Origin of the sequence: Pseudomonas sp. LSJ-87, from assembly GCF_032971465.1 — a bacterium.
In the GTDB taxonomy this organism is placed as follows: Bacteria; Pseudomonadota; Gammaproteobacteria; order Pseudomonadales; family Pseudomonadaceae; genus Aquipseudomonas; species Aquipseudomonas putida_Z.
In genome coordinates, this window is sequence record NZ_JAWJYQ010000004.1 from 119,624 (window position 1) to 142,393 (window position 22,770).

Consider the following 22,770-nt stretch of genomic DNA (forward strand, 5'->3'; position numbering starts at 1 on the left):
ATGGACTTACCCAGTAGTTACTCGCTAACAAGATTCATACAGAAAGATCTGACCGATTGATTCTCCCGGCGTGCTCCGCTGCTGGGAGTGGAGTTCGCCTATGACTGAAGTAGAAGTAAAAAAAGCGCAGGAAAGCCTGCAGGACCGCCTGGCCCAGGTGGTCGAACTGCTGCAACGCCAGCGCGTGGTCGAAGACCTGACCCACCGTCAGGAAGGCGCCCACAACGACCTGGTGGAAAACCTGGTCCACCGCCAGAACCTCGTCGAGCTGCAGCGCAAGCTCGATGACCTGCACCCCGCCGACATCGCCTACATCCTCGAAGCCTTGCCCCTGGAAGACCGCCTGACGGTCTGGCAGCTGGTGCGCTCGGATCGCGATGGCGACATCCTGCTGGAAGTGTCCGACGCCGTGCGGCAATCGCTGATCGCCGACATGGACGATCACGAACTGCTCGCCGCCGCCAAGGAAATGGACGCCGACGAGCTGGCCGACCTGGCTCCTGAGCTGCCGCGTGACGTTGTTCACGAGCTGATGGAAACCCTCGATGCCCAGCAACGCGAGCGCGTGCGTTCGGCGCTGAGCTACGACGAGGAGCAGGTTGGTGCGCTGATGGACTTCGAGATGGTCACCATCCGCGAAGACGTCAGCCTGGAAGTGGTGTTGCGCTATCTGCGCCGCCTGAAAGAACTGCCGAACCACACCGACAAACTGTTCGTGGTCGACTATGACGGCATTCTCAAGGGTGTATTGCCGATCAAGCGCCTGCTGGTCAATGACCCGGAGAAGAAGGTGGCGGAGGTCATGGCGACCGACCCGGTCTCCTTCCACCCCGAGGAAGATGCCTATGATGCGGCGCAGGCCTTCGAGCGTTATGACCTGGTATCTGCGCCGGTCGTGGACAAGAACGAACGCCTGATCGGCCGCTTGACCATCGACGAAATGGTCGACCTGATTCGTGAAGAAAGCGAAAGCGAAGTGCTGAACATGGCCGGTTTGCGCGAGGAAGAAGACATCTTCGCCTCGGTCTGGCGTTCGCTGCGCAACCGCTGGGCCTGGTTGGCCATCAACCTGATTACCGCTTTCGTTGCGTCGCGTGTGATCGGCCTGTTCGAAGGTTCGATCGAGAAGCTGGTGGCCCTGGCTGCGCTGATGCCGATCGTGGCGGGTATTGGTGGCAACTCCGGTAACCAGACCATCACCATGATCGTGCGCGCCATGGCGCTGGACCAGGTGTCGCCGGGCAACACCAGCCGCCTGATGCGCAAGGAGCTGGCGGTATCGCTGCTCAACGGCCTGATCTGGGGCGGGGTGATCGGTGCGGTGGCGTTCTGGCTGTATGGCAGCTGGTCGTTGGGCCTGGTGATGACTGCGGCGATGACCTTGAACCTGCTGTTGGCGGCCTTGATGGGAGTGTTGATCCCGATGACCCTGACGCGCCTGGGGCGCGACCCGGCGATGGGCTCCAGCGTGATGATTACCGCGGTGACCGACAGCGGCGGGTTCTTCATCTTCCTCGGGCTGGCCACGCTGTTCCTGCTGTAGCCGTTTAACTTCCACAAGCTGATGAGGTTCTTGTGGGAGCGGCCTTGCGTCGCGAAAGGGCTGCAAAGCAGCCCCGGAAGTATGCGCAGTGCCGCTGACATCGCGGGGCCGCTCTGCGGCCCTTTCGCGACACAAGGCCGCTCCCACAAAGGCAGTGATCCTACAGCGGCGGTAAGCCCACAAAAAAGCCAGCTTACGCTGGCTTTTTCATGTTCGGCTGCAAACCTCAGGAGGCGTCGGTAGCCATTTCCACATCGTGAGCGATGAGGGCGACCAGCGCGTTCTGCTGGCGGTGCGACAGTTGGCGGAAGCGTTGCAGCAACTCGCGTTCATGCAGGGACAGTTCAGGGCTGTCCAGGCGCATGCTCAACTCGTCACCCAGCGCACCTTCCTGGATAAGGCTCTGTTCCAGGCGCGCGATGATTTCGGAGTTCATGCTGCGGTGATGGTTGCGCGCTACCTCGGCAATGCGCTCACGCATCCCGTCTGGCAGGCGGACGACGAACTTGTCAGCAGTGCGGCTCGAATAAATAGCCTGTTTCATTGGGCGCATATAAATTGACCGGATTTTGGTTCAGGGGAAGCGGTTCTCAAATTGGCCGCACGGGGTGGTAGTACGACCGTGGCGACGACGAAATGTTCAACCGTCTGTGAAAAATGGATGCTCATCTTGCCTCATGGTCGCCGTTTCCTTGGCGTCAATTCTGTGACAAATAGTGAGCCGGATAAAGGCTTTGTGCCAGTACCAATTATCAGAAATGAGTACTGGTTTGAAAAGTTTTACATGCTCCAGCTTACCCAATCGTCAGACTTTTGCCGTCAAAAACTGGTAAAACGCAGCAAAAGGCTGGGAAAGCCCCTAGAATGTGCCGGTTTCCCTCCATAGAGCATAGTGGCTATGCAACATGACGCAAGCGACCGCCAATCAGGGACAGGTCGGTTGATATATCTGGTAGGACCGTCGGGTTCCGGGAAAGATTCCCTGATCGATGCTTCTCGTGAGCGATTGGCAGCCGCGGGGGTGGAAATCGCCCGTCGCGTCATTACCCGGTCGGCCGAAGCCAAGGGCGAAGCCGCCCATGGAGTCTCGGCCGAACAGTTCGAAGCACTGCGCGCGCAAGGCGCGTTCGCCATGCATTGGCGGGCCAATGGCCTGGATTACGGCATTCCACTACAGGTGGACCAGTGGCTGGCGGAGGGCAGGGCGGTGCTGGTGAATGGTTCGCGGGCTTATCTGGCCGAGGCGCGCCGGCGCTACCCGAACCTGTTGGCAGTGCTGGTCGAGGTCCGGCACGAGGTGCTGCGCGAGCGCCTGGTGGCCCGCGGCCGGGAAAGCGCAGAGGAAGTCGAGCAGCGCCTGGCACGTAATGCACGCTTGCAGGCGCTGGCCGATCCGTCGCTGCATGTGCTGGACAACTCCACCACCCTGGAAACCGCGGTCGCGGCATTGTTCGCGCTGTTGCGTGATGAAGGCGTGCTGCCGCAGGTGTAGCATTGGCAGAAAAGGATTACGCGAAAAAGCCCGCATGAGGCATGACAAACGCCAGCATGCTGGTTAACATGCTGGCCGTCCTGCTGTGCAGCGTCCGCTGCCGGTACTTGCGTCTCAGTAGCTCAATTGGATAGAGCATCCCCCTCCTAAGGGGAAGGTTGCAGGTTCAATTCCTGCCTGGGACGCCATTTCCTTTCGTTCCCTTACCGCGTTCACCCGGTGTTGTTGACGCGAAATCGGGAAGCCTTGAACCTGCGTATTCCTACATACCCAGATGCTTCAAGGCCCACAGCATTCCCATTCCCACAATCAGCGTCAGCATCGTGCTGCGCGTACGCCACGCCACCAGCGCGGCCAGTATCGCCGCTGGTATCTGCGGGTTCATCCAGTCGAACCCCGCCTGCCGGTCAGGGAATACCACAGCCGGCAATACCAATGCCGCCAGCACACTGGCCGGCACATACGCCAAGGCGCGGCGAAACAGTGGGGGGATGCGCAACACCGTGTGCAACTCGATGAACGACAGGCGGATGGCGAAGGTGCCCAGGCCGATCAGAATGAAGGTTATCCACTGGGTCGTTTCGCTCATGATGCTTCCTGCTCGGTATTGGCGTCTGCCACGGTTTGCTGTTTTTGCCAGCTCTCGATGGCCAGCCCGGCGATGATGCCGCCCAGCGCGCCAGCCAGCAGGCCGAGGTTGTAGGGCAGGTTGGCGGCCAGCACGGCGAGCACGCCGCCGGTCAGCGCTGCGCCAAGCGTGGCCGCATTGCGAATGCCGGGTATCAAAAGGGCCAGGAATGACAATGGAATGGCAAAGCCCAGCGACCAGTCTTCACGAATGCTCGCGCCCAGGTACATGCCCGCCAGCACCGAGAGGTTCCAGCCGAAGAACATGGTGATTGCCGTACCGGCATAGTAGGGGTAGGCATACTGCCCGAGCCCGCCCGAGCCCATCTTCAGCGTGCACAGGGCGAAGGACTGATCTGACAGCATGTACGCCATCGGCCACTTTTGGCGGCGCGGCAGCTGGCCCAGGTGCGGGGCCAGGCTGGCGCTGTACATCAGGAAGCGCAGGTTGATCACCAGCGCGGTGACTACCATGGTCACCGGCAGGGCGGCGCTTTGCATCAACTGCATCACCACCATTTGCGCCGAGCCGGAGTAGAACAGCAAGGTCATGCCGATGGCATCGGTTGGCGACAGGCCCATGCCGATCGCCGTGACCCCGGTGATCAGGCCGAAGGGCACGATGCCGGAGGTCAATGGCAGGGCGCTGTGGGCACCTTGCCTGAACGCTTGGGTCCCGCTTGGATACGGCATTTGAAATCCTTGAAAGTGTGCAGACGGTGCAAGGGCGGTACGTCCACGTTAATGCGCGCGACAGTTGGCCTCAACGTCAGATTTCTGGAATAGTAGGCCTAAAAAAAATAGGCCTTAACCGTGTACCTCGATACTCCTACCCGGCACTCGCTGCAGCTCAATGCCCTGCGTGCCTTCGAAGCGTCAGCCCGCCTGGGCGGTTTTGCCCGTGCCGCACTCGAGCTGAAGGTGACCCCGGGGGCCATCGCCGCCCTGGTCAAGACCCTGGAAAGCGAATATGGCGCAGCCTTGTTCGAGCGCCATGCCAAAGGCGTGCGCCTGACGCCCTTGGGCGAAAGCGTGAAAGGCCAGTTCACCGAGGCGTTCGACGCGGTGGAAGCCGCCGCGCGCACACTGCGCCGCCTGGCCGCACCGCAGCGGGTGCATATCGTCACATCGCCTGCCCTGGCGCAGTTGTGGATAGGGCCACGCCTGCCGGAACTGACCCGGCTGCTGGCACCCATCGAGATCTCGGTGACGGCGGTGGATGAGCCGCCCAACCTGAAACGCAGCCCGTTCGACCTGTGCCTGTTCTACACCGAAAAGCCCGAGCGCTGGCAACGCAGGATAGCCACGGAAGAAGTCCTGCCCGTGTGCGTGCCGGCCCTGGCCGCCAGCATCGCCAAGCCCGAGGACCTTGCCGACGCCCGTTGCATCGCCGACGTGGGCTGGAACGACTGGGCGGTGTGGACGGGGGCGGTGATGCCCGGACACAGGTTCGTTGCCCGTGGGCCGGGTTTTTCCCTGTACTCGATCGCCCTGCAGCAAGCCTTGCTGGCCGCCGGGGTGCTGATAGGGCGCAGAAGCCTGGTGCAACGCTACCTCGACAGCGGCGAACTGGTCGCCCCCATCGACCGCGCGGTGCCACTGGGCATGACCATTGCCGCATGGCGGCTGCCGGGTGCCAAGGGCAACCAGGTGGTTGCCGCAGTGGAGGAGGCGCTGTTGCAGTTGGCTTGAGCGCCCCCAAGCCATGCACGGTGTCTGTGGGAGCGGGCGAACGGGGCAAATGCCATGCCCGTCGTCAGCACCGCGAAAATAGGGCGTTGGGGCTATTCCGATGGTGCCACGCTAGGCATATGCTTGCCCGTCAGAGGCATGCCACTTGTGGCTGGGCATCAGGGAGAGCGTCCATGAGTCAGGAAACCCGGCCGGTACCCGCCGGCTTCAGTGAACAGCAGTTGCATACGTTGTTCGATCTGATCAGCGATGGTATCTGGGACTGGAATGCCAATACCGGCTACGTCTATCGCAACCCGGGCTGGTACGCCATGCTCGGCTACCCCAGTCACTCCATGGCCAACTCGGTGCTCACCTGGGAAAGCGTGATTCACCCGGAGGACTACTCGCGGGTGATGGCGCATTTCGAGGCGTACATCAACCAGCGCAACGAGCACTACCTGGTCGAATACCGCTGCCGTTGCCACGATGGCAGCTACCTGTGGATCGAAGACAGCGGCTACATCATCGCCCATAACGAGGACGGCTCGGTGGCGCGCATGCTCGGTGCCCACCGCAACATCGACGCCAACAAGCGCCTGGTGGCGCAACTGGAGCAGAGGAACCAGTCGCTGGAAAGCCAGGTGGCCGAACGCACCCGCGAGCTGTCCTGGGTGAACCAGCAGTTGCAGCGGCAGCTGGATGAAAACCGCGAGCTGGCCGAGCGCGACGCGTTGACCCGCATTGCTAACCGCTATCGGCTGGAGAAGGCGCTGCAACTGGAGTGCGAGCGTGCCAAGCGCTTTCGCCAGCCGTTGTCGCTGATAGCCATGGACCTGGACGACTTCAAGCCGATCAATGACCGCTATGGCCATGCCCGTGGCGATGCGGCGCTGGTGCGGGTGGTCGACGTCCTGCGTACCTGCCTGCGGCAGCAGGACCTGCTGGCGCGCTGGGGTGGGGACGAGTTCGTCATCGTATTGCCGCAGGCCTCGCTCGGCGAGGCGCTGGAGGTGGCAGCACGCTTGCGCCAGGCGATGGTGCAGGTGGAGCCGGTGGGCGATTGCCAGCTGACCATGAGTTACGGCGTGGTGCAATGGCAGGAAGGAGAGGACCAGCATGCACTGCTGGCGCGTGCCGACACGGCGCTGTACCGGGCCAAGGGGAACGGCAAGAACGCTATTGCCGAGTAGCCTGTGCCGGCCTCTTCGCGGGTAAACCCGCTCCCACAGGTGCGCCACTGCTCTCACGGGCAGTGATGTCCCTGTGGGAGCGGGTTTACCCGCGAAGAGGCCGGCACGGGCTAGCCAATGAAAAAAGACCCGCAACGCCTGGGGCGCTGCGGGCCAAATCGGCCTGGGCCGCTTCAGTGTCAGATATGCAGGGCGTGACCCAGGGCGCGCAGTGCCGCTTCCTGTACCGCCTCACCCAGTGTCGGGTGGGCATGGATGGTGCCGGCCACATCCTCCAGGCACGCGCCCATCTCCAGCGACTGGGCAAACGCCGTCGACAACTCGGAAACCGCCACGCCAACCGCCTGCCAACCCAGGATCAAGTGGTTGTCACGGCGCGCCACCACCCGCACGAAACCGCTTTTCGATTCTAGGCTCATGGCCCGGCCATTGGCAGCAAACGGGAACTGCGCGACGATGCAGTCCAGCCCTTGCTGGCTGGCTTGCTCCGGGGTCTTGCCGACCACCACCACTTCCGGGTCGGTGAAACACACCGCGGCAATCGCGCTGGGTTCGAAACGGCGTGCCTTGCCGGCGATGATCTCGGCGACCATCTCGCCCTGGGCCATGGCCCGGTGCGCCAGCATCGGTTCACCGGCCACGTCGCCGATGGCCCAGACGTTGCGCATGCTGGTCTGGCAGCGCTCGTCGATGGCGACGGCGGCGCCGTTCATCTTCAGGTCCAGGCACTCCAGGTTGAAACCTTGCGTGCGCGGCCGACGGCCCACGGCCACCAGCACCTGGTCGGCTTCCAGGCGCAGTTGCCCACCCTGGCCATCACGGGCCAGCAGGCAGCCGCCTTCGTAACCCTCGACGCTGTGGCCCAGGTGCAGGGTGATGCCCAGTTTCTTCAGCGATTCGGCCACCGGTGCGGTCAGCTCGCTGTCGTAGGTCGGCAGGATGCGCTCGCGCGCTTCCACCACGCTGACCCGTGCGCCCAGCTTGCGGTAGACGATGCCCAGCTCCAGGCCGATATAGCCGCCGCCCACCACCACCAGATGCTGCGGCAGGGTTTTCGGCGCCAGGGCTTCGGTCGAGGAAATGATCGGCCCGCCCAGCGGTAGCATCGGCAGTTCGACACTGCTGGAGCCAGTGGCCAGCAACAAGTGCTCGCACTGGATACGCTGGCCATCGACTTCGACCTGCTTGCCATCGAGCACCTTCGCCCAGCCATGGATCACCTTGACCCCGTGCTTTTTCAGCAGGGCGGCGACGCCGGTGGTCAGGCGGTCGACGATGCCGTCCTTCCAGGCCACGCTCTGGCCGATGTCCAGGCGCGGCGAGGCGACGCTGATGCCCAGCTCCGACGGGCCGGCAAAGCGCGAGGTCTGGTGGAACTGCTCGGCCACGTGGATCAGCGCCTTGGACGGGATGCAGCCGATGTTCAGGCAGGTACCGCCCAGTGCCTGGCCTTCCACCAGCACGGTGGGGATGCCCAGTTGCCCGGCGCGGATGGCAGCCACGTAGCCGCCAGGGCCGCCGCCGATGATCAACAGGGTAGTCTGGATAGTCTGTTGCATGCTCACTCCACGAACAGGCAGGCGGGTTGTTCGAGCAGGCCGCGCACGGCCTGGATGAACAGCGCGGCGTCCATGCCATCGACCACGCGGTGGTCGAACGAGCTGGACAGGTTCATCATCTTGCGCACGACGATCTGGCCGTCGATCACCACAGGCCGCTCGACCATGCGGTTGACGCCGACGATCGCCACTTCCGGGGTGTTGACCACCGGCGTGCTGACGATGCCGCCCAGGGCGCCCAGGCTGGTCAGGGTGATGGTCGAACCGGACAGCTCGTCGCGGCTGGCCTTGTTGTTGCGGGCAGCGTTGGCCAGGCGCGAGATCTCGCCGGCATTGCTCCACAGGCTGCCAGCTTCGGCATGGCGCAGCACCGGCACCATCAGGCCGTTGTCACCTTGGGTGGCGATGCCCACATGCACCGCGCCATGGCGGGTGATGACCTGAGCCTCGTCGTCATAGGTGGCGTTGATCTGCGGGAAGTCGCGCAGTGCCACGACCAGCGCACGCACCAGGAACGGCAGCAGGGTCAGCTTGCCGCGGCTGTCGCCGTGCTTGCTGTTGAGTTGCTGGCGCAGGGCTTCCAGGGCGGTGACGTCGATTTCTTCCACATAGCTGAAGTGCGCGACCCGGCGCTTGGCGTCCTGCATGCGCTGGGCGATCTTGCGGCGCAGTCCGATCACCGGCACCTGCTCGCTGTCGGTGCGCTTGGCATAGCCGCTCGGCGCTTGTCCGCCAGTGCTGTGCGGCTTGCTCATGAAGGCGTCGAGGTCTTCGTGCAGGATGCGCCCGGCCGGGCCGCTGCCATGCACGTAACGCAGTTCGATACCGGCATCCAGGGCACGCTTGCGCACCGCCGGCGAGGCCAGCGGCTTGTCGCCTGGCTGGCGCGGCACGATCGGGGCTGCCTCGTGGTTGACGGGCGCCTGGCACGCGGCCGGTCTTGCTTCCTTCTGCGGCTCTGGCTTGGCGGCTACCGGGGCAGCGGGGGCTTCGACCTGTTCGGGCTTTGGCGCATCCTTGGTGGGCACATCCACATGGTTGCCGCTGCCTTCCACTTCGATGCGGATCAGCTCGCTGCCGACCGCCATCACTTCACCTGGCTGCCCACCCAGGGCCAGCACCTTGCCGCTGACCGGCGAAGGGATTTCCACGGTGGCCTTGTCGGTCATGACGTCGGCCACTACCTGGTCTTCGGCGATCATGTCGCCGACCTTGACGAACCACTCGACCAACTCGACCTGCGCGATGCCTTCGCCAATGTCCGGCATCTTGATGACGTGCGTGCCCATTCAGACCTCCATGACCTTTTTCAATGCCGCACCTACCCGCGAAGGCCCTGGGAAGTAAGCCCATTCCTGTGCGTGGGGGTAGGGGGTGTCCCAGCCGGTGACGCGCTCGATCGGCGCCTCCAGGTGGTGGAAGCAGTGTTCCTGCACCAGCGACACCAGTTCGGCGCCGAAGCCGCAGGTGCGGGTGGCCTCGTGTACCACCACGCAGCGGCCGGTCTTTTTCACCGACTCGACGATGGTCTCCAGGTCCAGCGGCCACAGGCTGCGCAGGTCGATCACCTCGGCGTCGACGCCGGTTTCTTCGGCGGCCACCTGGGCCACGTACACCGTGGTGCCGTAGGTCAGCACGGTCACGTCATTGCCGGGGCGGGTAATGGCCGCCTTGTCCAGCGGCACGCTGTAGTAGCCATCGGGCACGGCGCTTTGCGGGTGCTTCGACCACGGCGTGACAGGGCGGTCGTGGTGGCCGTCGAACGGGCCGTTGTACAGGCGCTTGGGTTCCAGGAAGATTACCGGGTCATCGCATTCGATCGAGGCGATCAGCAGGCCCTTGGCGTCATACGGGTTGGACGGCATGACAGTGCGCAGGCCGCACACCTGGGTGAACATCGCTTCCGGGCTCTGGCTGTGGGTCTGGCCGCCATAGATCCCGCCACCGCAGGGCATGCGCAGGGTCAGCGGGGCGATGAACTCGCCGGCCGAACGGTAACGCAGGCGCGCCATCTCGGAAACGATCTGGTCGGAGGCCGGGTAGAAGTAGTCGGCGAACTGGATTTCCACCACCGGGCGCAGGCCGTAGGCACCCATGCCCACGGCGGTGCCGACGATGCCGCTTTCGGAGATCGGCGCGTCGAACACGCGGGACTTGCCGTACTTGTTCTGCAGGCCTTCGGTGCAGCGGAACACGCCGCCGAAGTAACCGACGTCCTGGCCGTAGATCACCACATTGTCGTCGCGCTCGAGCATGACATCCATGGCCGAGCGCAGGGCCTGGATCATGGTCATGGTAGTGGTGGCCATGGCGGTTTCCGGGTTGATGCTGTTGTTGTGGTCGTTCATCTCAAACCCCCAGTTCCTGGCGTTGACGGCGCAGGTGGTCGGGCATTTCCTTGTACACGTCCTCGAACATCGAGGCGGCACTCGGGATGTGACCGTTGGCCAAGGTGCCGTACTGCTCGGCTTCCTTCTGCGCGGCAATCACCGCGGCTTCCAGCTCGGCAGTGGTGGCCTGGTGTTCTTCCTCGGACCAGTGGCCGATCTTGATCAGGTGCTGCTTCAGGCGGGCGATCGGGTCGCCGAGCGGGAAGTGGCTCCAGTCATCGGCCGGGCGGTACTTGGACGGGTCGTCCGAGGTCGAGTGCGGGCCGGCACGGTAGGTGACCCACTCGATCAGGCATGGGCCCAGGCCGCGACGGGCGCGTTCGGCGGCCCAGCGCGAGGCGGCGTACACGGCGACGAAGTCGTTGCCGTCAACCCGCAGCGAGGCAATGCCGCAACCCACGCCACGGCCGGCGAAGGTGGTCGACTCGCCACCGGCGATGGCCTGGAAGGTGGAAATCGCCCACTGGTTGTTGACCACGTTGAGGATCACCGGGGCCCGGTACACGTGGGCGAAGGTGAGGGCGGTGTGGAAGTCCGACTCGGCGGTTGCGCCGTCGCCGATCCACGCCGAGGCGATCTTGGTATCGCCCTTGATCGCCGAGGCCATGGCCCAGCCGACCGCCTGCACGAACTGGGTCGCCAGGTTGCCGCTGATGGTGAAGAAACCGGCGTCGCGTACCGAATACATGATCGGCAGCTGGCGGCCCTTGAGCGGGTCACGCTCGTTGGACAGCAGCTGGCAGATCATCTCGACCAGCGACACGTCGCGGGCCATCAGGATGCTTTGCTGGCGGTAGGTGGGGAAGCACATGTCGGTGCGGTTCAGCGCCAGGGCCTGGCCGCTGCCGATGGCTTCTTCACCCAGGCTCTGCATGTAGAAGGACATCTTCTTCTGGCGCTGGGCGACCACCATGCGGCTGTCGAAAATCCGTGTCTTGAGCATGGCGCGCATGCCCTGACGGAGAACTTGCGGGGCGATGTCTTCGGCCCACGGGCCTTGCGCGTCGCCTTGCTCGTCGAGCACGCGGATCAGGCTGTAGGACAGGTCCGCGGTGTCGGCAGCGTCGACATCGACTGGGGGTTTACGGGCTTGACCTGCATCGTTCAGGCGCAGGTAGGAGAAATCGGTCTGGCAGCCTGGCCGGCCGGTAGGCTCGGGCACATGCAAACGCAGGGGGGCGTACTCGTTCATGCTTTTTACGCTCGCTCGGGTATTTGTTTTTGTGAGCTCTGAAGCGGCCGCCGCTGAGTACCGGCTTGTGACTGGTAGGTCAGCGTCCCCTACATCTTAGTGGGCCGGCAGGAGAATTTTTCTCTCAAGTTGATTGCCTTTGCCGAGCAGGGCAGATAAACATTCCGTATAAACACAAAAAACCGGTGATTTTGTCTCATGCGCAAACTCGATCGTACCGATATCGGCATTCTCAACAGCCTGCAGGAAAATGCCCGCATCACCAACGCCGAGCTGGCCCGCTCGGTGAACCTGTCCCCTACACCCTGCTTCAACCGGGTGCGGGCCATGGAAGAACTGGGGGTGATCCGCCAGCAGGTGACCTTGCTGTCGCCCGAGGCGTTGGGGCTGGACGTGAACGTGTTCATCCATGTGAGCCTGGAAAAACAGGTCGAGCAGTCGTTGCACCGTTTCGAGGAAGAAATTGCCGAACGGCCTGAAGTGATGGAGTGTTACCTGATGACGGGCGATCCGGACTACCTGTTGCGGGTACTGCTGCCCAGCATCCAGGCGCTGGAACGGTTCCTGGATTACCTGACGCGGTTGCCAGGGGTGGCCAATATCCGTTCCAGTTTCGCCTTGAAGCAGGTGCGCTACAAGACGGCCTTGCCGCTGCCGGCCAATGGCATGACCTTGCGGGAATAGGTGTGGCCTGACTGATGATTGGCCTTGGCAACGCCTCATTGATTCCGAGAGGCAGGGCACCTTCTGGCAGCTTTCGCAGGTGTGATGCCGGGTGTCAGGCTAGCCGGATGTTCTCCAGGTAGAACATGAGTATCTGTCCCGGCGTTGCGCTTGCATTCAGAAATCTGTCAAAGGTGAGGGACAGGTCTGTGGATGCATCTTCAGGCCTTGTCGATGCCACACGATGGCCGTGTTTGTCGCGCAGGTAGAACGGAACTCTTTCGGCGCTGTTCAGGTCGCCGTTCCAATCATCCTGTGTATCGATTTTCCAGTAGTCGCCAAGGCCTGCCAGTTGTGGCTTGAAGTTCGCCACGGCATCCGTGACTCTGCCTATCACGCCTGTCCCATACAGGCCGAGCCAGCCTCTGGAATTTTGCTCAAGCCTCGCGCCTGCGAATTTCCAGTGGTTGTTGCACGAGATGTAGTAGAGGTCCCGTCCCTTCTCCGATGTGATGTACTTGAAATCGAACGCGATACGTACGATCTCGTCCCGCGCATGCGCCTTTCGGTGATTATCGATGCACAACCAGCCGTCCTCATCCAGCCATGTGAATGGGTGTTGCCCGACGGATGATTCTGCAACTACCACTCGGCCTGCATGGGTATGCAGTTCGGCGGTGAAATCAGCTTTGATCATGTAACCTCCAGTCTCAGTTGCTCCCGGGATGGGACGAGGCAAGCTAACCCTTCGGCTGGTGAACAATGAGATGGAAACGCTTGGAGCGCAGCTTGGTCCGATGATGCAAGTGCATGATCACGACATGACCGACACTGGACGCGCCCTTGATTCACGATTTGTCAGGCAGGGGACTGCGCCGCAGCAATTTTGCTTTTATGCTTGGCTGCAACCCATCGCCACCTGACCCGGGAGCCGCAAGGGACCTATGCGAAATATATGGAAGCCGTTTCAGTCGTTGTATTTCGCCGCGCTGATGATGTTGATCGGCTCGGGCCTGCTCAGTACCTACCTGGCCCTGCGCCTGGCAGCCGATCATGTCGACAGCCTGTGGGTGGGTGCCTTGATGGCGGCCAACTACTTTGGCCTGGCGGTAGGCGGCAAGGTCGGCCACCGGTTGATTGGCCGGGTAGGGCACATTCGCGCCTATGCCACTTGCGCCGGCATCGTCGGTGCGGCGGTGCTCGGCCATGGCCTGACCAGTTGGCTGCCGGCCTGGGTCGGGCTGCGGATGATTGTCGGCCTGGGGATGATGTGCCAGTACATGGTCATCGAGAGCTGGCTGAACGAGCAGGCCGACGTGAAGCATCGCGGCGCGGTGTTCAGCGGCTACATGATCGCCTCGTACCTGGGCCTGGTGCTCGGCCAGCTGATCCTGGTGGTGCACCCACAGCTTGGCCTGGAGCTGCTGATGCTGGTGGCCATGTGTTTCACCCTGTGCCTGGTACCGGTCGCCATGACCCGGCGCATTCACCCGGCGCCGTTGCGCCCGGCACCGATGGAGCCGAAGTTCTTCATCAAGCGCGTGCCGCAGTCGCTCAGCACGGTGCTGGGCTCGGGGCTGATCGTCGGCTCGTTCTATGGCCTGGCGCCCTTGTATGCCTCCAGCCAGGGCATGACTACCGAGCAGGTCGGTCTGTTCATGGGTAGCTGCATCTTTGCCGGCCTGCTGGTGCAGTGGCCGCTGGGCTGGTTGTCTGACCGCTACGATCGGGCCGTGCTGATCCGCAGCGTGGCGGTGGGGTTGGCGCTGGCCTCGGCGCCGCTGGCGATGCTGCCCAGCGTGCCGCTGGAGTTGCTGTTCGGCATAGGCTTCGTGATTTCGCTGTTGCAGTTCTGCCTGTACCCGCTGGCGGTGGCGTTTTCCAACGACCATGTGGAAAGCGAACGGCGGGTGTCGCTGACCGCAATGCTGCTGGTGACCTACGGCGTGGGTGCCTGTATCGGGCCGCTGGCGGCAGGCGTGCTGATGAAGGTGCTGGGCCCGCAGATGCTGTATGCCTTCTTCGTGTTCTTTGCCCTGGTGCTGGTGTGGCGCATTCGACCGAAAGCGGTCACCGGGCTGCACCAGGTGCAGGATGCGCCTTTGGGCCACGTTGCCATGCCGGCTGCCGGTTCGCCACTGTCGGCGGCGCTGGACCCACGGGTGGATGAGCAGACGGTACAGGAGGTGATGCAGGCACCGGTGGCGGCGGAGGATACCGAGGCGGAAGAGAAGGGGGCTGACAAGGAGCCTGAGCCGGAAGGTGAGGTCAGCAAGTCGGTGTAGGCCTGTGCCGGCCTCTTCGCGGGCACGCCCGCTCCCACAGCGACCGCGCAGCGTTCAAGGCATGCGTTGTACCTGTGGGAGATCTGTCGCGTAGAGAACTGAATCCGCAAGCAGTACGCGTACCCTGTGGGAGCGGCTTTAGCCGCGAAGAATCCAACGCGGTGCATGGCACCGGCTGCGCCGGTGTTCGCGGCTAAAGCCGCTCCCACAGAGTCCCTGCTAATTCAATGAGTTATTTGCAGTTCTGTGGGAGCGGGCGTGCCCGCGAAGAGGCCGGCACAGAAGAGGCACAAATGAAAACGCCACCTTGATAGGTGGCGTTTTTGTACTCGGCCGACGATCAATAGTCGTCCTTGTCGAACCGCCGCGCTTCACGCTGCAACTGGTATACAAAGCTCTCGACCTTGCGCTGCGCCTGCCCGGTAAGGTTATGGAAGCGTACGCCGGCAAAGGTGGTGTTGATCCGCTCTTCATAGTGCAGGTGGCGCAGCTCGACCATGGTGTCGACCAGGCCCAGCGGGTTGCCCGCCTTGAAACGCTCGTACACCTGGCCCAGTTGCAGGCGATCCTCGACATTGCCTTCGAAGCGCAGTTTGCAGCCGGTGGCGGAGATGTCCAGCAGCTTGCCACGCAGGGCGCCGTTGCCCTTGAGGTGGGCGCCATCGAGGATGACATCGACCAGCTGCGACAGCTTCAGCGCGGCGCGGAAGGCATTGCGGCGCTGGTGGTAGGTCATCTCCAGAGGCATGGCGCCGCGGTAGCAGCGGTGGCCGTCGACTTCGCTGATCTTCAGCTCGTGGTTGCAGTCCCAGGCGATGCGCACGCCATCGTGGAAGCCTTCGACGCGGAAGTGTTCGCCGTTCTCGATGAACTTTTCACCGTCACGCGGGATCATCTCGTCCAGCGCCAGGGTGTTGCTTTCACGGTCCACGTGCACCACGTAGCTCTGGAAGCGCTGGCTGCGGTCGTGGAAGGTGATGATCAGGGGGTCGTGGCTTTCCTGCAGCTGCCGCAAGTTGGCCGCAATCTCCAAAGGGGTGTTCAGCACCTTTGGCGGCTGCGGGGCATCGGATTCATTGAACACGGCTTATCGTTCTCCAGGCAAAAGCGACACACGCAATTAACGGCATTTTGCCAGTATGTTCCGTGCCTTGATAGAAAAAATCACACTTGGCTGAGCGCCCGTGGCTTGGCCAGTGGCGAGGTGCTGCCGCGGCTGTCGTAGAGCGACGGAGAATCGCCGCCCATGAGGATCCGGATCTGGTTGTTGGTGACGTGTTGCTGCACCTGGATGATCCGGCCATTGGTCTCGTTGAGCTGCTGGCAGGCTTGCATCAACTGGCTGATCACATCGAGTTGCTGCAGCAGCAGTTCACCGTTCGGCGATTGTGCCGCCACGGCCTCCACTCCGGCGCGATCGGGGGTCAGGCCAAGGCTGGCAAGCAGGTTGTTGCGCCGCAGGCCTTGCTGCTCCAGCAGCACGATCAAAGACTGCTTGCGGGCCAGGATATTCTCCAGTGGCGCCATGTCGCGGCCATGCAGGGCGATCGCTTCCTTTTGCAGAAGGTCCAGCAGCTCCTGCATGGGGGCGATGTCATCTTCGATCAGTTGCAGCAAGGTGGTGTCGTGCATGGCTAACTCTTGGCTTTTCTAGCGTCCGTGAAGTCAGCGCGCCGAACGGTCAGCGCTGGGCTTCGAAATCGAGCAGTTTGCTGGCGACCCGGCCGGCATCGACCTGGTAGCTGCCGTCGGCGATCGCCTGTTTCAACTGGGCCACACGGGCACTGTTGACTACTGGCTCGTCGCGCAGCTTGTCGCTGATCTTCTGCAACTGCTGGGCCTCTTGGCTGAGGTGTACCGCTTCTCCGCTGGCGCTGGTGGCGGTTGCCGCTTCCTGGCTGGCTGCCGGTTTTTCGGCGCTGCCGGACGCGGTGTTGCCGCGCACGCCGCCCGTGACGGACGGAGAGTTATTCAAACGACTGAAGTCGATGACCATGATCAGAAACCTCTGGGTATTTGGACGCTTGCCTTGTTTTCGGCCAACCCGAAAGAAACTTTAGGCGCAAATGCATAGCCGCCTGTCAGCAAGCTCGCGAACCCGTTTTCTGACACAGTTTAGGAAAAGCGGTTCCTCACCGCCAGCGCAAATCAATGGGCTGGCTACATACTTACCTCGACCTGGCCGGGGCCGGTCACCCTGGCCTTGATCACTCGTTTGGAATTGAGGTTGCGCACCCGGATCTGTTCGCTCAGGCCACCCTTGCTCAGGGCTTCTCCGGGCATGCGCACACTCAGGCTGCCACTGCGGGCGATGATCACCACGTGGTCGCCCTTGCGCACCACCTCGGCCTGTTCCAGGTGTTGCGGGGTGAGTACCTGGTCGATCACCGTGGGGCGCAGCATCTTCATGCCCACCGCCTGCTCCAGTTCGGTCAAAAAACCTTGGCCCAAGGTGCCGACATCGCGCTCGCGCAGGGCCACGTCACCTTCGCCCACCACGTTGTCGCGCTTGAGCGGCCGGGTCACCACCACCACTTCGCGGAACAGCCGCACGGTGGCCGGCACGAACACGGTCCAAGGCGCCGTGCCTTCGCAGCGCACCTTTACCGTGACGCGGCCCAACGGCTGGGCCGGGCTTTCCAGCGAGGCGTCCAGTTGCTGGCTGCACAGCGGCATGCGCAGGCGCGGGTCCAGCGGGTTGACCTGGATCTCGTAACGGCCGGCGGTCTGGGTGGTTGCCAGATAATCTTCGACGCTGAATTCAAGAAACCCTTGAGTGACACCGATAAGCTGTTCAGGCAAGGTAAACGCGTCCGCTACCGTGCGAACGCCGGGCACCAGAAGGCACAGCGTGGCCAGCGAGCCAGTCAGCAGGCGCGTCAATCGTCGGAAAAATGTCGTTTTCGTGTACATGGCGCTCAAAAAAGCAAAGCCCGTGCCGACTCGCTACATGAGTTGCAACGAAAGGCTGAAACATAAAGGAGTCTGGCATGGCAGGTGTTATGGATTCGGTCAACCAGCGCACGCAGCTGGTGGGGCAGAATCGCCTGGAATTGCTGCTGTTCCGCCTCAATGGCGAGCAGCTTTACGGCATCAACGTATTCAAGGTCAGGGAAGTGCTGCAATGCCCTGCGCTGACCCTGCTGCCCAAGGCGCACCCGGTGGTGCGCGGTGTTGCCAATATTCGCGGGGCGACCATCCCGATCCTCGACCTGTCGATGGCCACCGGGTTGCGGCCGCTGCAGGAAGACACGCGCAACAGTTTCGTGATCATCACCGAGTACAACACCAAGACCCAAGGCTTCCTGGTGCACTCGGTGGAGCGCATCGTCAACATGAACTGGGAAGAAATCCATCCGCCACCCAAGGGCACCGGCCGCGACCACTACCTGACCGCGGTTACCCGGGTGGACAACCGCATGGTCGAGATCATCGATGTGGAGAAGGTGCTGGCCGAAGTGGCGCCGTCGTCCGAGTCGGTGTCGGCCGGGGTGATCGATGCCGAGGTGCAGGACAAGGCCGTGCTGCTGCGGGTGCTCACCGTCGACGATTCGTCGGTGGCGCGCAAGCAGGTCAGCCGTTGCCTGCAGACCGTGGGGGTCGAGGTGGTGGCGCTCAATGACGGCCGTCAGGCCCTAAACTACCTGCGCCAGTTGGTGGACGAGGGCAAGAAGCCGGAAGAAGAGTTCCTGATGATGATCTCGGACATTGAAATGCCGGAAATGGACGGCTATACGCTAACGGCGGAGATCCGCAGCGATCCGCGCATGCAAAAATTGCACATCTGCCTGCATACTTCGCTTTCCGGGGTGTTCAACCAGGCGATGGTCAAGAAGGTCGGTGCCGATGACTTCCTGGCCAAGTTCAAGCCGGACGACCTGGCCCAGCGGGTGGTCGACCGGATCAAGGCAACGCATTGAAGCCGCCGGGGGCAGGCCCCCGGCACCAGTGATTTAAAAGAGGCGGCAGTAGTGTCTACGGGTAATTTGGATTTCGAACAGTTCCGGGTCTTCCTGGAGAAAGCCTGTGGCATCCTGCTGGGCGAGAATAAGCAGTACCTGGTCTCCAGCCGTCTCAACAAGCTGATGGAGCAACAGGGCATCAAGAGCCTGGGCGAGCTGGTGCAGCGCATCCAGGCCCAGCCGCGTGGCGGCTTGCGCGAGCAGGTGGTCGATGCCATGACCACCAACGAGACCCTGTGGTTTCGCGATACCTACCCGTTCGAGGTGCTGAAGAACAAGGTCATCCCCGAGTTCATCCGCAACAACCCCGGCCAGCGCCTGCGCATGTGGTCGGCGGCCTGTTCGTCGGGGCAGGAGCCGTATTCCATCTCGATGGCCATCGACGAATTCGAGCGCAGCAACCTCGGCCAGTTGAAGATGGGCGCGCAGATCGTTGCCACCGACCTGTCTGGCACCATGCTGACCAACTGCAAGACCGGCGAGTACGACAGCCTGGCAATTGCCCGTGGCTTGTCCCAGGAGCGCCTGCAGCGCTACTTCGACACCAAGGGGCCGGGGCGTTGGGCGGTCAAGCCGGCGATTCGCAGCCGCGTCGAGTTCCGCTCGTTCAACCTGCTCGACAGCTATGCCAGCCTGGGCAAGTTCGATGTGGTGTTCTGCCGTAACGTGCTGATCTATTTCTCGGCGCAGGTGAAGAAGGACATCCTGTTGCGTATCCACAGTACCTTGAAGCCGGGTGGGTATCTGTTCCTCGGGGCTTCCGAGGCGCTGAACGGGCTGCCGGACCATTACCAAATGGTGCAGTGCAGCCCGGGGATCATCTACCAGGCGAAGTAACCAAGAGGGCCGGCAGCGAAAGTTGCCGGCCTTTTTGTTTGCCTGTGCCGGCCTCTTCGCGGGTAAACCCGCTCCCACAGGTACCGCACCGACTTTTAAAGCTGTGCAGAACCCTGTGGGAGCGGGTTTACCCGCGAAGAGGCCGGCGCAGGAGAAATGCTGACGTCAATTTTTTGTTTTGCCGCTTTTGCCGCCCGGCAATTGCCGCTTTCGCCGCTCAAGGCGGAAGGCCTTTGCCGCTTTTCTGGCATCACTCTGACAGCACCTTGCCCCGCAAGCCCGTATTTCCGGGCTTTCTGTTGGTTGGCACAGCCCTTGCTATACCTTGCCCAACGATATTCCGGTCAACCTCCGAAGGTTTCCCCGACATGAGCATCAGCTTCGACAAGGCGCTTGGTATTCACGAAAAGGCCCTGGGCTTCCGCGCCCAGCGCGCCGAAGTGCTGGCCAACAACATCGCCAACGCCGACACGCCCAACTACAAGGCGCGCGACATGGACTTCGCCTCGGTGCTCGCTGCCGAAAGCGACAAGCAGCAGAGTGGCGGCCGTTTCAGCCTCGATCGTACCAACAGCCGCCATATCGAGGCCGAGGGCCTGGCCATGGCCGACGATACCCTCAAGTACCGCACGCCAACGCAGCCGTCGATCGACCAGAACACCGTGGACGCGCAGATCGAGCAATCGAACTACACCGAAAACGCCGTCGGCTTCCAGGCCAGCTTCACCTTGCTCAACAGTAAATTCAAAGGGCTGGTTTCGGCCCTGCGGGGAGAATGACCATGTCCCTTTCCAGTGTCTTCAACATTGCCGGTAGCGGCATGAGTGCGCAGAACACGCGCCTGAACACCGTTGCTTCCAACATCGCCAACGCCGAGACCGTGTCCTCGAGCATCGACCAGACCTACCGCGCCCGCCACCCGGTGTTCGCCACCACCTTCCAGGACGCGCTGGCCGGCGGCAGCCAGTCGCTGTTCGAAGACCAGGGCGAGGCAGGGCAGGGCGTGCAGGTAAAAGGCATCGTCGAGGACCAGAGCAACCTGGAGGCCCGTTACGAGCCCAACCACCCGGCGGCGAACAAGGACGGCTACGTCTACTACCCGAACGTCAACGTGGTCGAGGAGATGGCTGACATGATCTCCGCCAGCCGCGCGTTCCAGACCAACGCCGAGTTGATGAATACGGCCAAGGCCATGATGCAGAAGGTCATGACCCTCGGTCAGTGATAAGGAAACCAGACCATGGCAATCGATACCAACGGTGTGAACCTCAACGACGTGCTCGCGGCGTCGGGTGTAGGCACCAGCACGAAGAAGACCACGGACACCGCATCCAAGACCGGCAACGACTCGCTCGGCAAGGACGCGTTCCTGCAATTGCTGGTCACCCAGATGCAGCACCAGAACCCGCTGGACCCACAGGACAACGGTGAGTTCGTTGCCCAGCTGGCGCAGTTCAGCAGCCTGGAAGGCATTACCTCGCTGAACGAATCGGTCAACTCCATCACCAGCGCCATGGCCTCGTCCCAGGCCCTGCAGGCGTCGTCGCTGGTCGGGCGTTCGGTGGTGGTGCAGAACGACAAGGCCGTGGTCGACACCGCAGAAAGCTTCAATGCGCAGTTCGTCGTGCCGCAAGCCATCGGCGAAGCGAAGATCACCATCAAGGACAAGGACGGCAATACCGTCAAGACCATCGAGCTGGGCGAGCAGAAAGCCGGTTACGCCGATTTCATCTGGGACGGTACCAACAGCAGTGGCCAGAAAGTCGACCCTGGTACTTACACCTTCACTGCCACCACTACGGTGGATGGCAAGTCGGTGCAGATGAATACGCTGTTGCCAGCCAAGGTGACCAGCGTCAGTTTCAGTGCCGCCGGCGAAATGGTGCTCAACCTCGCCGGTGTTGGCAAAGTGTCCCTCTCCGACGTGCAAACCATCGGTATCTAAGGCCCGCTAGAGCGGCAAAAGGAGCGAATTCATGTCTTTCAATATCGGCCTTAGCGGTCTGTACGCAGCAAACAAGCAGCTGGATGTCACCGGCAACAACATCGCCAACGTCAACACCAACGGTTTCAAGTCGTCGCGTGCCGAGTTCGCCGATGTCTATGCAGGTTCCAACCGCCTGGGTGTTGGCAAGAACCAGGTGGGTAACGGCGTGCGCCTGGCAGCGGTTTCCCAGCAGTTCACCCAGGGTGACGTCAACACCACCGGCAACGTGCTGGACATGGGGATTCAGGGGCAGGGCTTCTTCGTGCTGTCCGATAACGGCTCGCGCGTGTACACCCGTGCGGGTGCTTTCCAGGCCAGCAAGGACAACTTCGTGGTTACCTCGGACGGCTTGCGCCTGCAGGGCTATGCCGCCGACTCGACTGGCAAGATCCAGAAGGGCGTGCTCACCGATCTGCAGATCGATACGTCGTCGCTGCAGCCAAAGGCAACATCGCTGATCGACCAGGGTATCAACCTGAATTCCTCGGCCGCCGACATCCCGTTGGAAGTGGATGATGGCACTGGCGTGATGGTGCCGAACCTGCCGTTCGATCCTTCCGATCAGACGACTTACACCAAGTCTTTCCCGACCAAGGTGTACGACAGCCAGGGTAACGAGCACACCATGGAGCAGTTCTATCGCAAGACTGGCACCAATGAGTGGACCATGTACACCCTGGTCGATGGGCGCAACCCGTTTTCCCCATCCTCCACCGTGCCGCTGACTGGCACCATCAGCTTCAACAGCGATGGCTCGGTCAAGAGCATGACTGCGGACAACACCGGCCACCCGGCGGGCTCGTCGTTCACCGTGACCAACAACACCTTCACCATGACTGGCTGGGTGCCGGCGGTGGAAGATTCTGCGGGTAACTGGATCTCCAACGGCGCGGTGGGCAATGCCGATGGCATGCGCCTGGCGATGAACAGCACCACCTCTTACAACACCGAGACCGCGCGCATGTCGCAGTCCCAGGACGGCTACGCGACCGGTATCCTGTCGAGCCTGAGCATCGACTCGACCGGTGTGCTGTTCGCCAGCTTCAGCAACCAGCAATCCCGCGCGATTGGCCAGGTGGCCCTGGCCAGCTTCGCCAACGAGCAGGGCCTGCAGCAGATTGGTGGTACCCGCTGGACCGAAACCTACACGTCCGGCATCCCGGGCATCGATGCGCCGAAGACAGGTACCCTGGGCAGCGTCGAGTCCAACGCGCTGGAAGGCTCGAACGTGAACCTGACGCAGGAGCTGGTAGAGCTGATCAAGGCGCAGAGCAACTACCAGGCGAACGCCAAGACTATCTCCACTGAAAGCACCATCATGCAGACCGTCATCCAGATGGCCTGATGGTCGCTGGCTGAGTGTATGTGG

Annotated in this window: 24 protein-coding genes and 1 tRNA gene; 13 read left to right on the top strand and 12 right to left on the bottom strand. The window is 62.3% G+C overall.

The window, feature by feature from the left end; genetic code table 11:
* Positions 1-100 precede the first annotated feature (100 nt).
* Positions 101-1,543, top strand: coding sequence for a magnesium transporter (gene mgtE, locus RYH74_RS05620; RefSeq protein ID WP_025340118.1), 1,443 nt, complete (start codon positions 101-103; stop codon positions 1,541-1,543).
* 226 nt (positions 1,544-1,769) lie between these two features.
* Here mgtE and RYH74_RS05625 read toward each other — a convergent pair whose 3' ends face one another.
* Complete coding sequence (locus RYH74_RS05625) at positions 1,770-2,096, bottom strand: Arc family DNA-binding protein (protein WP_012273554.1); 327 nt, start codon at positions 2,094-2,096, stop codon at positions 1,770-1,772.
* A 345-nt stretch (positions 2,097-2,441) separates the two neighbouring features.
* Here RYH74_RS05625 and phnN point away from each other — a divergent pair, with 345 nt between their 5' ends.
* Positions 2,442-3,035 (top strand): phosphonate metabolism protein/1,5-bisphosphokinase (PRPP-forming) PhnN, encoded by a 594-nt coding sequence (phnN, locus tag RYH74_RS05630; protein ID WP_085589085.1) that lies wholly within the window; start codon positions 2,442-2,444, stop codon positions 3,033-3,035.
* Between the two features lie 111 nt (positions 3,036-3,146).
* Positions 3,147-3,223: transfer RNA gene (locus tag RYH74_RS05635), tRNA-Arg, on the top strand.
* Positions 3,224-3,297: 74 nt separating this feature from the next.
* Here RYH74_RS05635 and RYH74_RS05640 read toward each other — a convergent pair.
* Together RYH74_RS05640 and RYH74_RS05645 are read right to left on the bottom strand one after the other, a co-directional pair.
* Positions 3,298-3,624 carry an AzlD domain-containing protein gene (locus RYH74_RS05640; RefSeq protein WP_085614556.1) on the bottom strand — a complete coding sequence of 109 codons (327 nt, stop codon included), beginning with the start codon at positions 3,622-3,624 and terminating at the stop codon, positions 3,298-3,300.
* Complete coding sequence (locus tag RYH74_RS05645) at positions 3,621-4,355, bottom strand: AzlC family ABC transporter permease (RefSeq protein ID WP_317409075.1); 735 nt, start codon at positions 4,353-4,355, stop codon at positions 3,621-3,623. The genes RYH74_RS05640 and RYH74_RS05645 overlap by 4 nt, the downstream gene beginning before the upstream one ends.
* 120 nt (positions 4,356-4,475) lie before the next feature.
* Between RYH74_RS05645 and RYH74_RS05650 the strand changes: the two genes are divergently transcribed.
* A complete protein-coding gene (locus tag RYH74_RS05650) occupies positions 4,476-5,354 on the top strand; it encodes a LysR family transcriptional regulator (RefSeq protein ID WP_286100319.1) in 879 nt (292 codons plus the stop codon).
* A 173-nt stretch (positions 5,355-5,527) separates the two neighbouring features.
* On the top strand, positions 5,528-6,526 hold the full coding sequence (locus RYH74_RS05655) for a diguanylate cyclase (RefSeq protein WP_085663968.1): 999 nt from the start codon (positions 5,528-5,530) through the stop codon (positions 6,524-6,526).
* Positions 6,527-6,705: 179 nt separating this feature from the next.
* On the opposite strand, the gene lpdA is transcribed toward RYH74_RS05655, so the two are convergent.
* The 4 genes from lpdA to RYH74_RS05675 are packed head-to-tail and all read right to left on the bottom strand — an operon-like array spanning position 6,706 to position 11,667.
* Positions 6,706-8,085 (bottom strand): dihydrolipoyl dehydrogenase, encoded by a 1,380-nt coding sequence (gene lpdA, locus RYH74_RS05660; RefSeq protein WP_317409076.1) that lies wholly within the window; start codon positions 8,083-8,085, stop codon positions 6,706-6,708.
* Positions 8,086-8,087: 2 nt separating this feature from the next.
* Entirely contained in the window at positions 8,088-9,374 is a 1,287-nt protein-coding gene (locus tag RYH74_RS05665; RefSeq protein WP_085589061.1) for a dihydrolipoamide acetyltransferase family protein, read from the bottom strand.
* Positions 9,375-10,433, bottom strand: a complete 1,059-nt coding sequence (locus tag RYH74_RS05670) for an alpha-ketoacid dehydrogenase subunit beta (protein ID WP_015271253.1) — start codon at positions 10,431-10,433, stop codon at positions 9,375-9,377.
* 1 nt (position 10,434) lies between these two features.
* Positions 10,435-11,667 (bottom strand): 3-methyl-2-oxobutanoate dehydrogenase (2-methylpropanoyl-transferring) subunit alpha, encoded by a 1,233-nt coding sequence (locus tag RYH74_RS05675; protein ID WP_075045949.1) that lies wholly within the window; start codon positions 11,665-11,667, stop codon positions 10,435-10,437.
* 198 nt (positions 11,668-11,865) lie between these two features.
* On the opposite strand from RYH74_RS05675, the gene bkdR reads away from it, so the two are divergent.
* A complete protein-coding gene (gene bkdR, locus RYH74_RS05680; protein ID WP_012273540.1) occupies positions 11,866-12,351 on the top strand; it encodes a Bkd operon transcriptional regulator BkdR in 486 nt (161 codons plus the stop codon).
* A gap of 94 nt (positions 12,352-12,445) precedes the next feature.
* Here the strand turns inward: bkdR and RYH74_RS05685 are convergent, their stop codons facing one another.
* Positions 12,446-13,027, bottom strand: a complete 582-nt coding sequence (locus RYH74_RS05685; RefSeq protein ID WP_286100317.1) for a hypothetical protein — start codon at positions 13,025-13,027, stop codon at positions 12,446-12,448.
* A gap of 247 nt (positions 13,028-13,274) precedes the next feature.
* Here RYH74_RS05685 and RYH74_RS05690 point away from each other — a divergent pair, with 247 nt between their 5' ends.
* Positions 13,275-14,615, top strand: coding sequence for an MFS transporter (locus RYH74_RS05690; protein WP_003257254.1), 1,341 nt, complete (start codon positions 13,275-13,277; stop codon positions 14,613-14,615).
* A 340-nt stretch (positions 14,616-14,955) separates the two neighbouring features.
* Here RYH74_RS05690 and RYH74_RS05695 read toward each other — a convergent pair whose 3' ends face one another.
* From RYH74_RS05695 to flgA, 4 genes are all read right to left on the bottom strand, one after another.
* Entirely contained in the window at positions 14,956-15,699 is a 744-nt protein-coding gene (locus tag RYH74_RS05695) for a flagellar brake protein (protein ID WP_025340106.1), read from the bottom strand.
* An 80-nt stretch (positions 15,700-15,779) separates the two neighbouring features.
* Positions 15,780-16,247 carry a flagella synthesis protein FlgN gene (locus RYH74_RS05700; RefSeq protein WP_075045947.1) on the bottom strand — a complete coding sequence of 156 codons (468 nt, stop codon included), beginning with the start codon at positions 16,245-16,247 and terminating at the stop codon, positions 15,780-15,782.
* Positions 16,248-16,296: 49 nt separating this feature from the next.
* Positions 16,297-16,611, bottom strand: a complete 315-nt coding sequence (gene flgM / locus RYH74_RS05705) for a flagellar biosynthesis anti-sigma factor FlgM (RefSeq protein ID WP_015271247.1) — start codon at positions 16,609-16,611, stop codon at positions 16,297-16,299.
* Between the two features lie 164 nt (positions 16,612-16,775).
* Positions 16,776-17,528: a flagellar basal body P-ring formation chaperone FlgA gene (gene flgA, locus RYH74_RS05710; protein ID WP_317409080.1), complete on the bottom strand. Its 753-nt coding sequence runs from the start codon at positions 17,526-17,528 to the stop codon at positions 16,776-16,778.
* A gap of 77 nt (positions 17,529-17,605) precedes the next feature.
* Here flgA and RYH74_RS05715 point away from each other — a divergent pair, with 77 nt between their 5' ends.
* The 6 genes from RYH74_RS05715 to flgE all read left to right on the top strand — a co-directional run bounded on the left by RYH74_RS05715 (position 17,606) and on the right by flgE (position 22,746).
* Positions 17,606-18,535 carry a chemotaxis protein CheV gene (locus RYH74_RS05715; RefSeq protein WP_039612677.1) on the top strand — a complete coding sequence of 310 codons (930 nt, stop codon included), beginning with the start codon at positions 17,606-17,608 and terminating at the stop codon, positions 18,533-18,535.
* Between the two features lie 51 nt (positions 18,536-18,586).
* Positions 18,587-19,414, top strand: a complete 828-nt coding sequence (gene cheR, locus RYH74_RS05720) for a protein-glutamate O-methyltransferase CheR (RefSeq protein WP_015271244.1) — start codon at positions 18,587-18,589, stop codon at positions 19,412-19,414.
* Between the two features lie 368 nt (positions 19,415-19,782).
* Positions 19,783-20,193, top strand: coding sequence for a flagellar basal body rod protein FlgB (gene flgB, locus RYH74_RS05725; RefSeq protein WP_015271243.1), 411 nt, complete (start codon positions 19,783-19,785; stop codon positions 20,191-20,193).
* A gap of 2 nt (positions 20,194-20,195) precedes the next feature.
* Positions 20,196-20,639, top strand: coding sequence for a flagellar basal body rod protein FlgC (flgC, locus tag RYH74_RS05730; protein ID WP_317409081.1), 444 nt, complete (start codon positions 20,196-20,198; stop codon positions 20,637-20,639).
* Between the two features lie 15 nt (positions 20,640-20,654).
* Complete coding sequence (gene flgD / locus RYH74_RS05735; RefSeq protein ID WP_075045943.1) at positions 20,655-21,359, top strand: flagellar hook assembly protein FlgD; 705 nt, start codon at positions 20,655-20,657, stop codon at positions 21,357-21,359.
* 31 nt (positions 21,360-21,390) lie between these two features.
* A complete protein-coding gene (gene flgE / locus RYH74_RS05740) occupies positions 21,391-22,746 on the top strand; it encodes a flagellar hook protein FlgE (protein ID WP_075045942.1) in 1,356 nt (451 codons plus the stop codon).
* Positions 22,747-22,770 lie beyond the last annotated feature (24 nt).